Here is a 15,097-nt window from a genome sequence, read left to right on the forward strand (position 1 = left end):
GAAATTGTATTATTGATGGACCTTACTGCCAATGTCCTGATGGGTTCTGTACCATAGCCAAAGGTCATTGATAATCGATGCAAGTTCCGCGATCTCGCTATTTAGCTGACAAGAACGCTCAAAATTCCCTTCATCTGAAAGCTCCGCTTGTTTTTGATTAATCTTTTTTTCAAGCTCGGCAATTCTGTCAGGAATCTTCCCGCGAATATTTTCCCAATATAAAAGGATGGACTGTTGTTTTTCCTCGGAGTAATCATCCCAAGAAAGATCAAGATTGGGTATCGGTATTCCTAAGCGTTCGTCCTGCGAAAAAAACTTATTCATCAAAGCATGCCTCCAAAAACGCTACATTTATTTACTCTTAATTTTTATTTTACAATATTCAGACGCAATCTTCCATCCGCACAATATACACAAAAAATTTATTTTTATACAAAATGAAGAATAACTATTGAAAAATATTATGAATCTTGGTAAATTAGTAAACAAGAGGAAGAATAAAAATATAATAAAATGAATATTTATTCGTTTTTTAAAAACAACTATGGAATTCGTATTTAAAGGGAGGACATCTTAAATGACAAATCAAAAAGTAGTGTTAGCATACTCTGGAGGATTAGACACCTCTGTTGCAATTAAATGGTTACAGGATCAAGGCTATTCAGTTGTTGCCTGCTGTTTGGATGTAGGAGAGGGTAAGGATTTAGATTTTATTAAGGAAAAGGCACTTCAAGTCGGAGCGGTAAGCTCCTATGTTCTAGATGTAAAAGAAGAATTCGCCAATGAATATGCATTAGTTGCTCTTCAAGCACATGCTCTCTATGAAGGGAAATATCCACTAGTTTCAGCTTTATCTCGTCCGCTCATTGCAAAAAAACTTGTTGAGATCGCTGATAAAGAATGTGCAGTGGCAGTAGCCCATGGTTGCACAGGTAAAGGAAACGACCAGGTCCGCTTTGAAGTAGCTATTCATGCATTAAATCCTGAATTAAAGGTGCTTGCTCCAGTTCGTGAATGGAGCTGGTCACGTGAAGAGGAAATTGAATATGCAAAAGAAAACGGTATTCCGATTCCAATCAACCTTGATAGCCCTTATTCAATTGACCAAAATCTTTGGGGAAGAAGTAATGAATGTGGAGTATTAGAGGATCCATGGGCAGCGCCACCAGAAGATGCTTATGAACTAACGGCAGGCCTAGAATATACGCCAGAATCACCGGATTACGTTGAAATCGAATTTGAGCAAGGTGTTCCCGTGAAACTAAATGGAAAATCTTATCCACTTTCACAGCTAATTTTAGAATTAAATATTGTTGCAGGGAAGCACGGAGTCGGTCGTATTGACCACGTAGAAAATCGTCTAGTGGGGATTAAATCTCGTGAGGTTTATGAGTGTCCAGGAGCGATGACACTGATTAAAGCACATAAGGAGCTAGAGGATTTAACCCTTGTGAAAGAAGTAGCTCATTTTAAACCAGTGATTGAAAAGAAACTTACGGAAGTCATTTATGAAGCGCTATGGTTCTCTCCATTAACTTCAGCTCTATTAGCGTTCTTAAAGGATACGCAAAAATATGTAACAGGTACGGTAAGAGTTAAGCTCTTTAAAGGTCATGCAATTGTGGAAGGAAGAAAGTCTCCTTACTCTTTATATGATGAAAAGCTAGCGACATATACAAAAGAAGATGAATTTGATCACAGTGCTGCTGTAGGATTCATTCAATTATATGGTTTGCCAACAAAAGTACAAAGCATCGTACAAAACAAGAAGGTGACAGTGTGAAAAAACTTTGGGGTGGAAGATTTACGAAAACAGCAGAAGAATGGGTAGATGAGTTCGGAGCTTCCATTTCCTTTGATCAGGAACTTGTATTGGAAGATTTAGATGGCAGTTTGGCACATGTGAAAATGCTTTCCAAAAGTGGAATTATTTCAGAGGACGACGCAGCCCTAATAATCAAGGGCTTGCAGTCCTTGAAGGAAAAAGCAGCAAACAACCAATTGGAATTTTCCGTGAAGCTAGAAGATATTCACTTAAATCTTGAAAGTCAACTGACAGAAATAATCGGTCCAGTTGGTGGCAAGCTACATACAGGCAGAAGCCGTAATGATCAAGTAGCAACCGATATGCATCTGTATTTACGAAAACAGTCTGAGACGATAATCGGCTTAGTCGAAGAAATGCAAACAGCTTTATTAACACAAGCAAAAGCTCATGTTGAAACGATCATGCCAGGATATACCCACCTGCAACGTGCCCAGCCTATTTCTTTTGCCCATCATTTAATGGCGTATTTTTGGATGCTTGAACGGGATAAGGAAAGATTTATTGAGGGAATCAAGAGAATTAATGTTTCTCCGCTTGGTGCGGGAGCTTTAGCAGGTACGACCTTTCCAATTGACAGAGAACTTACAGCGGAATTACTCGGGTTTAGTGGGATATATGAAAATAGTCTTGATGCGGTCAGCGATCGGGATTTCATTTTGGAGTTTCTATCGGCGAGTTCCATACTCATGATGCATCTTTCTCGTTTAGGAGAAGAAATCATTCTTTGGTCTTCTCAGGAATTCCGTTTTATTGAGTTAGACGATGCTTTTTCAACAGGTAGTAGCATAATGCCGCAAAAGAAAAATCCAGATATGGCGGAATTAATTCGTGGTAAGACTGGTCGTGTTTATGGGAATCTAATGGGACTCCTTACCGTTTTGAAAGGATTACCTCTTGCTTACAATAAGGACATGCAGGAAGATAAAGAGGGCATGTTTGATACCGTAAAAACGGTCACAGGTTCTTTGAAAATTTTCGCTGGTATGATTGAGACAATGAAAGTCAACAGTACTCAAATGGAGTCTGCGACAAAAAATGATTTCTCCAATGCCACTGAATTAGCTGATTACCTATCAGGTAAGGGAATTCCTTTTAGAGAAAGTCATGAAATCGTTGGACAACTTGTTTTAACATGTGTGAAAAAACATGTGTTTCTAGCTGACTTGAAGTTAGAGGAGTTTAAAGAAGCTCATCCGCTGTTTGAAGCGGATATTTATGAGGTATTAAATCCGGTAACGGCCGTTAAGCGTAGAAATAGTGCAGGTGGAACTGGATTTGAACAAATTCGTATTGCGCTAGAGAAGGCAGAAGGGAAATTAAAAGCACGCTAAGACTCACTTAGCGTGCTTAAAGCTCTATTCATCTTTTTCAGTGCGAATAATCATGACATCACATGATGCATGCCTAGCAATATGTTCGGAGACGCTTCCAATTAGAAATCGTTCAACGGCATTTAGACCAGTTGCGCCGCAAATAATTAAATCAACTTCATATTTTTTGGCGATATCTTTTGGTATTTTGACTTTAGGAGACCCGTACTCGACAGTGAAGGATACGTCTTTTACGCCAGCATCTAACGCTGTTTTTTTGTACTTTTCCATTAGCTCAGTTGCAAATTGGTCTGCTCTTTCTACAATGGTTCTGTCGTATGCTTCTACTGTTGCAAATGTACGTGTGTCGATAATATGTGCCAGAACAATTTTAGCATCATTTCGTTTCGCAATTTCAATCGCTTTCTTGAATGCCCATTCTGCTTCAGTTGAACCATCAACCGCAACTAATATGTTCTTATAAGTGAGACTCATATTTATCTCCTCCTTTACCTTTATTATACAACCCTCTTTTATGAATATCTGTAACAAATTTTCGAAAACTATCATTGTGACTGATTTTTTTTTGAGGGGAGTGGAAGCAAGTGGCAAAGGATCCAAAAAAGGGATTAAGCTTTGATTACGATGAACAAGGAACAAAGCAGGTTAGTGAGCAGATCATGAATGCTTATAACAGTGGTGTTATCGATCAAGCAGATGGACAATATGACTTGTTAAAAGATCAATCAGAAGAAGCGGACGAAATGGAGTAAGCGTGATTTCTCTAAGAAGAGGTGCAAAAATTGCGCTTCTTCTTTTTTGCTAGAAAACTGAAAAGGACTTTATTCTTTACTTTGTTAGGTGTATAGTAGAATCGGATTTGTGAAATATCAGGAGGGGAAAAACATGCGAATTGGGGTACCCAAAGAGATAAAGAACAATGAGAATCGTGTGGCTATGACACCAGCTGGTGTTGTCAATCTAGTAAACTATGGTCATGAGGTATATATAGAAACAGACGCTGGGCTTGGTTCTGGTTTCACTGACTCAGATTATATGAATGCGGGAGCTACCATTGTGAGCACTGCAGAGGAAGTTTGGTCTAAGGAAATGGTCATGAAGGTTAAAGAACCTCTATCATCAGAATATACGTATTTCCGTGAAGGATTAATTTTATTTACATATTTACATTTAGCAGCTGAACCAGAATTAACGAACGCCCTTTTAGAAAAGAAGGTCGTAGCAATTGCCTATGAAACGGTTCAATTATCGAATAAGTCATTACCACTTTTAACACCAATGAGTGAGGTAGCTGGTCGCATGGCAGCTCAAATTGGGGCTCAATATTTAGAGAAGGTTAATGGTGGAAAAGGAATCTTACTTTCAGGAGTTCCTGGAGTAAAAAGAGCAAAAGTTACCGTGATTGGTGGAGGTGTTGCAGGAACGAACGCTGCTAAAGTAGCTGTTGGTCTTGGTGCAAATGTGACAATCATCGACTTGAATCCTGAACGACTTCGCCAACTTGATGATATTTTTGGTAGTGATGCTACTACATTAATGTCGAATCCTTATAATATTGCTGAAGCGGTAAGAGAATCTGATCTCGTAATTGGGGCAGTTCTTATTCCAGGTGCAAAAGCTCCTAAACTAGTAAAAGAAGAAATGATAGAGTCCATGTCTCCAGGATCTGTTGTCGTCGATATTGCGATTGACCAAGGTGGTATTTTCGAAACGACAGACCGAATTACGACACATGATCAACCTACCTATAAAAAATATGATATCGTCCATTATGCAGTTGGGAATATGCCTGGTGCTGTTCCACGAACTTCAACGATTGCATTAACAAATGTAACAGTTCCATATGCCATTCAAATTGCCAACAAAGGTTATCGCGAGGCATGTCTAGAAAATGAGGCATTATTAAAAGGAATTAACACATTAGATGGCTTTGTCACTTATGAAGCAGTAGCAACTTCATTAGATTTAAATTATGTGCCTATACAAGAACTTCTAAATAAATTAGGTTGAAAAAATCCTCTAGGATCGTCCTAGAGGATTTTTGGTTAATTGATTATTTGTAATTCCTTCGGGAACTTCGTGAGAATTTCTAATCCATTTTCGGTTACGACGACATCATCCTCGATTCTCACGCCGGCAACACCCGGTACATAAATTCCTGGTTCAATCGTGTATACCATCCCTTTTTCTAATGAAAGGTCATTCGTTTCAGTTAAAGAAGGATATTCGTGGACGCTAATTCCAAGCCCATGGCCAAGTCGATGTGGAAAATATTCTCCATCAGCCAGCTTGTCCGATTGTGTTGCGTGCAGCTAAATCCACTTCGGAGCATTTTACGCCCGGTTTGCTTGCTGAAATGGCAGCTAATTGCGCTTTTAAAACGGTATCGTAAATTTCTTTTTGCTTATCATTGATCTCTCCATAAGCGACTGTTCTTGTAATATCTGAACAATAACCGTCAACGACAACACCCAAATCAAAGAGAACAAGATCACCCTTTTGGATTTTAGTGAGACCAGGATTTCCGTGCGGTGAGGCACCATTAGCGCCAGTTAACACCATCGTTGAAAAAGACATCGCTGTCACGCCTTTTTTCTTTAAGGCAAATTCGATTGCAGCGAGAACATCTAATTCTGTTTTGCCTTCCTTGATTTCGGAGCAACCAACTTCAATCGCGTAATCTGCTAAAGCACATGCTTCACGAATTGTTGCAAGCTCCTTTTCATCCTTGATCATTCGAAGCTTTCGTAATTTTTCTTCAGCGGAAATAAAGGTTCCATCGGGGAAAAGATTAGTTAGAATTTCAAATCGTTCTACATTAAGATGTTCTTTTTCAATTCCAATTCGATTAATTTTCTCGACTCGTTTTAAGACCGCCTGTTTGACAAGTTCCCATGGATTTTCAATATCACTGTAACCGATAATTTCATTGTTCCAGCCTGATTTTTTAGCATCCTCTTTTTCCATCGCAGGACAAATTAAGAACGGCTCTGCATCTTGGAAAATCGCGACTCCAAGTAGTCTTTCATGAGGGTCACTGTAAAATTGACTCAAATAAAATACGCTCTCTGTTGAAGTGAGAAAAGAAACCTGGATATCTTCTTCCTTCATCCAAGCAGAAAACTTATGTATACGTTCCATGAAAACATCTCCCTTAGTTTTATCTAATTTAAAGGTAGCAACTTCTAAGAGGATTGTAAACTTTTTAAGCGCATTCGAATCTTTCGAAAACATTTTGGCGATAGTTAGAAGGAATGTCCTAAAGTTTGTTGAAGTATGAATATATGATTAAAAAGGAAGGAGCGAGTATAAATGAAAATTTCCTATCACGGACATGCAGTGGTGAAAATTGAGACAAATGGAAAGACGATTTTAATTGATCCGTTTATTAACGGGAATGGATTGACAGACTTAAAGGTGGAGGAGTTAAGTCCGGACTATATTGTCCTTACCCACGGACATAACGATCATGTTGGGGATACGGTAGAACTTGCGAAGAAGAGTGGAGCACTTGTCATCGCAAGCCCTGAGTTAGAATCCTTTTTAAGTTGGAAAGGGCTAAAGACGCACGGCATGAATATCGGTGGAAGCTATCAATTTGAATTTGGGCGTGTGAAATTTACCCAAGCATTTCATTCTTCCAGCTTTGAAACCGTGGACCAACAAATTATTTATTTAGGAATGCCAATGGGAGTTCTCTTTACGATTGAAGGAAAAACGATTTACCACGCAGGGGACACTGCTCTTTTCTCAGATATGAAGCTAATTGGGGAAAGACATCCAATTGATGTAGCGTTTTTACCGATTGGCGATAATTATACAATGGGACCAGAAGACGCAGCCTATGCAGCACAGCTATTAGGTGCGAATACGGTTGTTCCGATTCACTACAATACTTTCCCTGTGATTGAGCAGGATCCACATCAATTTGTGAGCCTATTACCGGCTGGTCAAGGGAAGGTACTCGAACCAGGAGAAGCGATTGAATTGTAATGTTTGTAGCGCAGCGAAGATGCTGCGCTTTTATTTTGGTTTCGCCAATAAAATCAAATAAACGCCGATATATCGTGAAAAACGCCGATAAATCCAAATTTTCGCCGATATAGGGCATTTGGACAAATTATCACGACTTTTTTCGGACCTTCTAGCATACATATTAGATAAAAATATGAAGGAGGAATATGTATATGGCTAAAAATCGTTATTTACTTTGTTTGTTAGCGGCTGCAGCAATGCTTTACTTTGCTCTCCCAAGATTACCTATCCATGACAGTGGACTAGCTGGTATATTCGCTATTTCCTGGCTAGCTCTATGCCTCATTGTCATTGCTGGTAATCTATCTGCATTATTATATTCACCGAAAAAAGCAAAAGGTAGAAAATACCCACAAAAGTCTCAAAAACGCCTTCGTTCATACAATTGATTGAATCTATAACCAACTTCACCTTATAATAAGAGAAAAGAATAGGAAGTTTTATCATAGTGGGAAATTTATGATGAAGCATACTTTAAATAAAGGGTGAAGGTCTTGGCTACTAAGCATGAACAAATATTAAATTATATTGATCAACTACCAGTTGGAGAAAAAATATCCGTACGACAAATCGCCAAGGCATTAAATGTGAGTGAAGGTACTGCATATAGAGCGATTAAAGACGCTGAAAATAAAGGCTATGTAAGTACGATTGAACGGGTTGGAACGATTCGAATTGAACGGAAGAAAAAAGAAAATATCGAAAAATTAACCTATGCTGAGGTTGTCAATATTGTGGAAGGGCAAGTACTAGGTGGACGCGCTGGATTACATAAAACGCTTAATAAATTCGTCATCGGTGCGATGAAACTAGACGCCATGATGCGTTACACAGGTGCAGGCAATTTATTAATTGTCGGAAATCGTGACAAAGCCCATGAGCATGCTTTAAAAGCTGGAGCGGCTGTTTTAATAACAGGTGGATTTGATACAGAAGATGAGGTGAAAAAGCTCGCCGATGAGCTTCAACTCCCAATTATTTCGACAAGCTATGATACGTTTACGGTCGCAGCGATGATTAATCGAGCAATCTATGACCAGTTAATTAAAAAGGAAATTGTACTAGTTGAAGATATTTTAACTCCTGTATCAGATACGATCTATTTAAAAACAACGGATAAGGTTGCAAAGTGGTATGAATACAACCGTGAAACGACACATGGTCGCTATCCTGTCGTAGACGAGAATATGAAAGTGCAAGGAATGGTTACTTCGAAGGATGTCATCGGCGCAGAGCGTGAACAACTGATCGAAAAAATCATGACAAAGAACCCAATGACTGTTAGCGGGCAAACAAGTGTGGCATCTTCAGCACATATGATGGTTTGGGAAGGCATCGAACTATTACCTGTTACAGACAATAGCAATAAGCTATTAGGAATTATTAGTCGTCAAGATGTACTTAAAGCATTACAGATGATTCAGCGCCAACCACAAGTGGGGGAAACGCTCGATGATATTGTTACAAGTCAATTAGTATTATCAAAAGGAAAAATGAAAAATGAAGAGACATATCGTTGCGAGGTCACTCCGCAAATGACTAACCATTTAGGGACGATTTCTTATGGGGTATTCACAACGCTTGTAACAGAAGCAGCAAATGGTGTTTTACGAGGCTTTAAAAAAGGAGATTTAGTTGTAGAAAATATGACGATTTATTTTCTAAAGCCCGTTCAAATCGATAGTACAATCGAAATTCATCCGAAAGTGTTAGAAGTAGGACGTAAATTTGGAAAAGTTGATGTCGAGGTCTTCAACGAAGGGGTTCTAGTAGGGAAGGCAATGATGATGTGTCAGTTACTAGACCGACAATAATCGACCTGTTAAAGAAAAGGCCGCCAAAGAATCTCATGGCGGCTTTAAGTAATCGAGAATATTATTTTTTTACTTGCTCCGCTTCCTCAATTGCATGAGGCAAGTAAAATTTATAAGACTTCATTCCACCCCATATATTGATTGCACCTAAAAGGATAAAGATACTCCCAACAATATATCCAACCGTTGTTTGATTAATGAAGTATTGGTTTAATCCAAAAAGGGCGACAAAAAGTCCTAATGCAACACTTGCTTTTGCTGAAATCCATTTTTTTTCTGCAGGTCTTTGTGTTCGAAAATATTTCACTTTGTAAAAAATGTAAAAAGAGAAAGCGAACACAAATAAAATGACGAGTACTGGCATTTGAAAATTCCTCCAAGCTTGAACAACTTCACTTTATTTTACCGAGTTTTTTCTAAAAAAGCCACCGTCACCATTGTCTGACATGTATTTGTCATTGAATGAGGAAAAAATTTTAGAGCAAATGATCTTTTCTTTTCACTTTTTTATGGTAAAAATGGAGGTATATAAGTTTTCAAATGGAACACATCCTTAAAACGAACAAGGAGTAAAAAATGAGAGATAAAATACTAGAAACGATTCAAAAGTACAATACCATTATTATCCACCGTCACGTTCGTCCGGATCCGGATGCTTACGGTTCCCAAGGGGGATTAGCTGAGGTTCTTAAAGCATCATTCCCAGAAAAATCGATCTATATTGTCGGAAAAGAAGAACCGTCTCTAAATTACTTATCAAGACTGGATCAAATTTCCGATGCTACATATAACGGAGCTTTAGTGATTGTGACAGATACGGCTAATGAAGCGAGGATTTGTGATGAACGCTACAAGCTTGGGGATTACGTCATTAAGATCGACCATCATCCGAATGTAGAGCCATATGGGGATATGATTTGGGTCGATACAGAAGCGAGCTCATGTAGTGAAATGATTTATGAATTTTACCTTGAAGGGAAGAATTCAGGCTTGAAAATGTCGGACGCTGCGGCAAGACTTCTGTATGCTGGAATTGTTGGAGATACAGGAAGATTTCTTTACCCTAGTACGACAGAGAAGACGTTTGCTTATGCTAGTGAACTAATTAAGTTTAAGTTTGATCGGACGGAGCTTTTCGACCGCATGTATGAACTTCCTCCTAACCTTGTTAAATTAAATGGGTATGTCTTGCAAAATTTTAACATGAATGAATATGGTGTTGCTTCGATGATTTTAAGTAAAGAATTATTAAAAGAATTTGGCACTGTCCCTTCAGAAGCATCTCTTCTTGTGAGTATACTCGGGAATGTGAAGGGGATTCTTGCCTGGGTTTTCTTTATTGAGGAAGAGGATCAAATTCGTGTAAGACTTCGTTCTAAGGGACCTGTCATCAATACGATAGCAAGGAATTATAACGGTGGTGGACATCCACTTGCAGCAGGAGCCTCTATTTATTCATGGGATGAAGTAGCAAATGTGATGAAAGAGCTAGAAGAAGCGTGTATTAATTTCAAATAAGCATTTGAGAGGGATTTTTTTAGGAAAATCCCTCTCGATTATTCATCAAACTGGAGTTCCACTTGAATGGTGAGGGTCGTATAAAAGACAATTTCTTTGATTTTAAGACGGTACCGTTTTTCGTGAGCTTTGAACGTTCGATTCTCGATCGCCCTTCGAATGAGATCTCTGCTTTTAAAAGCTGTTTCAATATTTTGCGTTAAGAGCGTGCGAATATCTTCTTTGGCAGATTCCTCGATTTCGTGGACACTGAACAGGTCAAGTTTATATCTTTCATGATTTAGTATCTTAACCTCAATTGTCTGGATTGTTAGTTTTTCTTCGTTTTCTTTATTAATTTTTTCAACATCCTCTTGCCAAATTTTCTTTTCCCCTTGAAGTTTTTTTATCTCCTCTTCCTGAAGCTTGATTTCCATGCTGTAGTCCTCCATCCAATCTCCAAAAATAAAGAGGAAGATGAGCCAGCTTATGAGTGCCCCAATCGCCATTCCTGCGAATAATCTTCGCCACTCCTGAAATTGATGAGACGATGGGATTTTCATTCAGACACATGCTCCCCTGTTAATAACGTGATTAAAAAAGAGCCTGTATGTGCACCGCCAAGAGCGGCTAAAATCAGCAGGAAGGTTTTGAAAATATCTTTCGTATCACCGTCAAAGAGTCCTCGCTCAAAACTGTATACTGCATCAAATGTACCACCAATCGCTGCGACGATCGCCCAAATCCTAATTTGTGATGATATCCGGAAAATCTCTGTCATCAACGGTTTACCGCTCAAAAAGGCGCCTATGCCACCAATGAGTGCTCCTCCTAGCAAAACACCTAATGCAATAAAGTAACTATCGATCAATAGAGAAAAAAAAGGTTGCTCTTTCATGAACGTTCATCCTCACTACGGTAGATTGAGTTTATTTCATCAAGACGTTTTTTAAAGCATTAAATGCTCTAAAGTATTTGGCGAAATCAACTCGAATGTCAGTCTATACATTCTTATTACATTCATATGGACAAACATCTAAAAATATGTTTTTGCATAGGTGTTTTCTATCGAGAAGTTCTTTGAAAGAAAAAGGAGAACATCTTTTCTTTTTTTCACTAGAGGTTCTATAATAAAAAGAAGATAACGAAAGAAGCACAATGAAGTTTTATAGAAAGGTGGGATAGCATTGTCATTTGTTCACCTTCACGTATATAGCTCATACAGTCTTTTATCTAGTACGGCGAGGATTGCAGATTTGGTTCAGGATGCCAAACGGAAAGGCTTCTCTGCCATCGCCTTAACTGATCAAAATGTCATGTATGGAACGATAGCTTTTTATAAAGAATGTTTGAAGGCATCAATTAAACCGATTATCGGCCTAACCGTCATGGTTCAAAGCGAAAGAAAAGATCAATCGTATCCCCTTGTACTTTTAGCAAAGAACCAAAAGGGATTTCATCACCTTCTTAAAATATCAAGTGTTGTCCAAACAAATTCTCCGACAGGAATTCCGATGAAGTGGTTACGGGGGTATGCTGAAGGCATAATTGCCATATCTCCTGGAATGAAAGGAGAAATCGAGCAAAGCCTTTTATCAGCAGACTATGAAGAGGCTTTTGCATGTGCCCAAATGTATAAAAACATCTTTCCGAATGAGCATTTTTATTTAGGAATTCAGGATCATGGTTTGGTGTTGGAAGAAACGCTCAATAACGGGATTGTCAAACTTTCGAAGGATGTACAACTGCCGCTTGTTGCTACGAATGAAGTTTATTATACCAATAAAGAAGATTCGTTTGCCCATGAATGCCTCCTCGCCATTAAAAATGGACAGAAATTAGCAGATGAAACGAGAGAAAAACTAGACAATGATCAGTACTATTTAAAAATAGCCAATGATATGGTCGATATTTTTTCTCACATCCCAGACGCACTAGTGAATTCTCTCCGAATTGCAGATGCATGCAATGTCATGATTGAGTTAAATCAAATGAATTTACCTCAATATCCGTCAGATGGGGAAAAAAGCTCTGAGGAACTTTTAGAAGAATTATGTTACAAAGGGTTTCAAGAGAGATATCAAGACGGAACAGACGAACATCGGACAAGATTAGAATATGAGTTAAGCATCATTAAAAATATGAAATTCGCAGATTATTTTTTAATTGTTTGGGACTTTATGAGGTTTTCGAGAGAAAACGGAATATTAACAGGACCTGGAAGGGGTTCGGCAGCCGGTTCAATGGTCGCCTATGTTCTCTATATAACAGATGTAGATCCGATCGAGCACCAGCTATTATTTGAACGCTTTTTAAATCCTGAACGAATTTCAATGCCGGATATTGATATTGACTTTCCCGATCATCGTAGAGATGAAGTGATTGAGTATGTATCTGAGAAATATGGAAGAATCCATGTCGCACAAATCATTACATTTGGGACTCTTGCTGCGAAGGCAGTTATGAGAGATGTTGGCAGGGTTTTTGGTCTCAATGGAAAAGAGCTTGATCAAGTATCACGATGGATTCCATCTCGTCCTGGTACGACTTTGTCCACTGCATTGAAAGAATCGGAAGGATTAAGGAATTTTGTGAAAGAATCTTCGCTTCATCAGCGACTATTTGAGGTGGCAACGAAATTAGAAGGATTGCCGCGACATACGTCAACCCATGCGGCTGGAGTAGTGTTAACAGAGCGACCTTTAGTCGAATCGATTCCGATCCAAGCAGGTCACAATGAAATTTACTTGACCCAGTACACGATGGATCATCTAGAAGAAATTGGACTATTAAAAATGGATTTCTTAGGATTGAGAAATCTCTCTCTCATTGAAACAGTTCTAGACTCGATCTATCGAAAAACTGGGAAAAGGATAAATATAAAAGAAATTCCACTAGAGGACGAATCGACCTTCAAACTCCTGTCTCGTGGGGAAACAACTGGTGTCTTCCAGCTTGAATCCGATGGAATGAGAAGTGTTTTAAAAAGGTTACAGCCAAGTCGTTTTGAGGACATCGTCGCCGTCAATGCCCTGTATCGTCCAGGCCCAATGGAGAATATTCCACTCTATATAAATCGGAAGCATGGAAAAGAAACGGTAACATATCCTCATCCTGATTTAATTCCTATCTTAGAACGTACATATGGTGTCATCGTCTATCAGGAGCAAATCATGCAAATCGCCGCTAAAATGGCTGGTTTTTCGTTAGGAGAGGCAGACCTTTTAAGGAGAGCTGTTTCAAAGAAGAAAAAAGAGGTGCTCAATAAAGAAAGAGACCATTTCGTCCAAGGCGCGCTCGCAAAAGGATATGACAAGGTTACGGCGAATGACATTTACGATTTAATCGTTAAATTTGCCAATTACGGCTTTAATCGTAGCCATGCTGTTGCCTATAGTGTGATTGCTTACCAATTGGCTTATTTAAAGACCCACTATCCAGTGCATTTTATGGCGGCCCTCCTTTCATCAGTGAGTAATAGTGAAACAAAGATTGCTCAATATATTCGAGAAATCAAACAGATGGAGATAAAGCTTTTGCCTCCATCCATTAATCAAAGTGGCTATTCCTTTCTCGTTGATCAAATTGGCATTCGTTACAGCTTAACAGCAATTAAGGGAGTCGGCGTTGCGGCCCTTAAGGAGATTTTCCAAGCAAGAAAGAAAAGGAAGTTTGCCGATTTATTCGATTTTTGTATTCGGGTATCGTCTCGAGTAGTCAATCGTAAGGTGTTGGAAGCATTAGTCCATTCAGGCAGTTTTGATGAATTTGGAGAAGACCGTGCAGTCCTTTTAGCGAGCATTGATGTTGCGATTGAGCATGCCCAGCTCATCAACCCGAATGGAGATGGGGATTTGTTTGCTGATGAAGATGAGTTCTTTCTAAAGCCGAAATATGTCGAAATAGACCCCATTGAAGTTGAACAAAAGCTTCATTTTGAAAAAGAAGTACTTGGTTTTTACTTATCAGACCACCCTGTCTCTATCTTTAATGACTTCATGGAGCCACTAGGGATTACAGAAATTGCATTTGGTGAGCAGAATCAAAAGATTATAAAGGCCATTATTAATATTACAGAATTTAAAAGAATCCGCACGAAAAAAGGAGAAGAAATGGCGTTTTTAGCGATTTCTGATCAGAGTGGGGATATGGATGCCGTCGTATTTCCTGCTGTATATAAGCGTTTTACTTTTGTTCTACAAAAAGGGAATATCGTCCTTATTGAGGGGAAAATGGATCTTCGAGATGGGAAGAAACAGTTTATTATCCAATCAGTCTATGATGTGAGGAAAGTAATAGAGGAGATCAAGGATAAGATCGGTACCTTATATTTAAAAATTGAAAAAGAAAAGGAATCAACACCTATTTTAACTAGACTGAAAGAAATCATGAAAGAGCACAGAGGTACGGTTGAGGTCGTATTATTTTATGAAAGCAAAGAACGGACGATTCGATTAGGGAAGGATGACAGAGTGAACCCAAGTGAGAATTGTTTGAATGAATTAAAGTTATTGCTAGGGGAAAGGAATGTCATCTTAAAAAAAGAGTAAGATAAATGTCTGTTATTAAACAATCATTCAAAATTTTAATCT

Annotated in this window: 14 protein-coding genes and 1 pseudogene; 9 read left to right on the forward strand and 6 right to left on the reverse strand. The window is 38.6% G+C overall.

Going from position 1 to position 15,097, the window contains the following annotated elements:
• Positions 1-9 precede the first annotated feature (9 nt).
• Positions 10-324 carry an ABC transporter C-terminal domain-containing protein gene (locus AA0X71_RS06450; RefSeq protein ID WP_413360511.1) on the reverse strand — a complete coding sequence of 105 codons (315 nt, stop codon included), beginning with the start codon at positions 322-324 and terminating at the stop codon, positions 10-12.
• 253 nt (positions 325-577) lie between these two features.
• Between AA0X71_RS06450 and AA0X71_RS06455 the strand changes: the two genes are divergently transcribed.
• Entirely contained in the window at positions 578-1,783 is a 1,206-nt protein-coding gene (locus AA0X71_RS06455) for an argininosuccinate synthase (protein ID WP_413360513.1), read from the forward strand.
• Positions 1,780-3,159 carry an argininosuccinate lyase gene (gene argH / locus AA0X71_RS06460; protein WP_413360515.1) on the forward strand — a complete coding sequence of 460 codons (1,380 nt, stop codon included), beginning with the start codon at positions 1,780-1,782 and terminating at the stop codon, positions 3,157-3,159. The genes AA0X71_RS06455 and argH overlap by 4 nt, the downstream gene beginning before the upstream one ends.
• A gap of 24 nt (positions 3,160-3,183) precedes the next feature.
• On the opposite strand, the gene AA0X71_RS06465 is transcribed toward argH, so the two are convergent.
• Positions 3,184-3,633 (reverse strand): universal stress protein, encoded by a 450-nt coding sequence (locus AA0X71_RS06465; protein ID WP_019154837.1) that lies wholly within the window; start codon positions 3,631-3,633, stop codon positions 3,184-3,186.
• 110 nt (positions 3,634-3,743) lie between these two features.
• Here AA0X71_RS06465 and AA0X71_RS06470 point away from each other — a divergent pair, with 110 nt between their 5' ends.
• On the forward strand, positions 3,744-3,911 hold the full coding sequence (locus AA0X71_RS06470) for a hypothetical protein (RefSeq protein ID WP_413360517.1): 168 nt from the start codon (positions 3,744-3,746) through the stop codon (positions 3,909-3,911).
• Positions 3,912-4,044: 133 nt separating this feature from the next.
• Complete coding sequence (ald, locus tag AA0X71_RS06475) at positions 4,045-5,169, forward strand: alanine dehydrogenase (RefSeq protein WP_413360519.1); 1,125 nt, start codon at positions 4,045-4,047, stop codon at positions 5,167-5,169.
• A 35-nt stretch (positions 5,170-5,204) separates the two neighbouring features.
• Here ald and AA0X71_RS06480 read toward each other — a convergent pair.
• A pseudogene (locus AA0X71_RS06480) lies at positions 5,205-6,300 on the reverse strand (M24 family metallopeptidase).
• A gap of 171 nt (positions 6,301-6,471) precedes the next feature.
• Between AA0X71_RS06480 and AA0X71_RS06485 the strand changes: the two are divergent.
• From AA0X71_RS06485 to AA0X71_RS06495, 3 genes are all read left to right on the forward strand, one after another.
• Entirely contained in the window at positions 6,472-7,152 is a 681-nt protein-coding gene (locus AA0X71_RS06485) for a metal-dependent hydrolase (protein ID WP_413360522.1), read from the forward strand.
• Between the two features lie 194 nt (positions 7,153-7,346).
• Positions 7,347-7,583, forward strand: coding sequence for a hypothetical protein (locus AA0X71_RS06490; RefSeq protein ID WP_413360524.1), 237 nt, complete (start codon positions 7,347-7,349; stop codon positions 7,581-7,583).
• Positions 7,584-7,688: 105 nt separating this feature from the next.
• The gene (locus AA0X71_RS06495) at positions 7,689-9,008 is read left to right on the forward strand and encodes a DRTGG domain-containing protein (protein ID WP_413360526.1); all 1,320 of its coding nucleotides are present in this window, start codon (positions 7,689-7,691) and stop codon (positions 9,006-9,008) included.
• A 61-nt stretch (positions 9,009-9,069) separates the two neighbouring features.
• Here the strand turns inward: AA0X71_RS06495 and AA0X71_RS06500 are convergent, their stop codons facing one another.
• The gene (locus tag AA0X71_RS06500) at positions 9,070-9,372 is read right to left on the reverse strand and encodes a YtpI family protein (protein ID WP_413360529.1); all 303 of its coding nucleotides are present in this window, start codon (positions 9,370-9,372) and stop codon (positions 9,070-9,072) included.
• Positions 9,373-9,584: 212 nt separating this feature from the next.
• Between AA0X71_RS06500 and AA0X71_RS06505 the strand changes: the two genes are divergently transcribed.
• Positions 9,585-10,526 (forward strand): DHH family phosphoesterase, encoded by a 942-nt coding sequence (locus tag AA0X71_RS06505; RefSeq protein ID WP_413360531.1) that lies wholly within the window; start codon positions 9,585-9,587, stop codon positions 10,524-10,526.
• Between the two features lie 38 nt (positions 10,527-10,564).
• Here the strand turns inward: AA0X71_RS06505 and ytrI are convergent, their stop codons facing one another.
• Both ytrI and AA0X71_RS06515 read right to left on the reverse strand, forming a co-directional pair.
• Positions 10,565-11,068, reverse strand: coding sequence for a sporulation membrane protein YtrI (ytrI, locus tag AA0X71_RS06510; RefSeq protein ID WP_413360534.1), 504 nt, complete (start codon positions 11,066-11,068; stop codon positions 10,565-10,567).
• Positions 11,065-11,403 (reverse strand): YtrH family sporulation protein, encoded by a 339-nt coding sequence (locus tag AA0X71_RS06515; protein ID WP_413360536.1) that lies wholly within the window; start codon positions 11,401-11,403, stop codon positions 11,065-11,067. Before AA0X71_RS06515 ends, ytrI begins: the two co-directional genes overlap by 4 nt.
• Positions 11,404-11,692: 289 nt before the next feature.
• Here AA0X71_RS06515 and dnaE point away from each other — a divergent pair, with 289 nt between their 5' ends.
• Positions 11,693-15,055: a DNA polymerase III subunit alpha gene (gene dnaE, locus AA0X71_RS06520; RefSeq protein ID WP_413360539.1), complete on the forward strand. Its 3,363-nt coding sequence runs from the start codon at positions 11,693-11,695 to the stop codon at positions 15,053-15,055.
• Positions 15,056-15,097: the final 42 nt, after the last annotated feature.

Source organism: Robertmurraya phoenicis (assembly GCF_047302285.1).
Taxonomy (GTDB): domain Bacteria; phylum Bacillota; class Bacilli; order Bacillales; family Cytobacillaceae; genus Robertmurraya.

Bases quoted from the DNA above. Each gene is read 5' to 3' on its own strand.
- AA0X71_RS06450 (WP_413360511.1), bottom strand. From the start codon at position 324: ATGAATAAGTTTTTTTCGCAGGACGAACGCTTAGGAATACCGATACCC.
- AA0X71_RS06455 (WP_413360513.1), top strand. From the start codon at position 578: ATGACAAATCAAAAAGTAGTGTTAGCATACTCTGGAGGATTAGACACC.
- AA0X71_RS06465 (WP_019154837.1), bottom strand. From the start codon at position 3,633: ATGAGTCTCACTTATAAGAACATATTAGTTGCGGTTGATGGTTCAACT.
- ald (WP_413360519.1), top strand. From the start codon at position 4,045: ATGCGAATTGGGGTACCCAAAGAGATAAAGAACAATGAGAATCGTGTG.
- AA0X71_RS06485 (WP_413360522.1), top strand. From the start codon at position 6,472: ATGAAAATTTCCTATCACGGACATGCAGTGGTGAAAATTGAGACAAAT.
- AA0X71_RS06490 (WP_413360524.1), top strand. From the start codon at position 7,347: ATGGCTAAAAATCGTTATTTACTTTGTTTGTTAGCGGCTGCAGCAATG.
- AA0X71_RS06500 (WP_413360529.1), bottom strand. From the start codon at position 9,372: ATGCCAGTACTCGTCATTTTATTTGTGTTCGCTTTCTCTTTTTACATT.
- AA0X71_RS06505 (WP_413360531.1), top strand. From the start codon at position 9,585: ATGAGAGATAAAATACTAGAAACGATTCAAAAGTACAATACCATTATT.
- ytrI (WP_413360534.1), bottom strand. From the start codon at position 11,068: ATGAAAATCCCATCGTCTCATCAATTTCAGGAGTGGCGAAGATTATTC.
- AA0X71_RS06515 (WP_413360536.1), bottom strand. From the start codon at position 11,403: ATGAAAGAGCAACCTTTTTTTTCTCTATTGATCGATAGTTACTTTATT.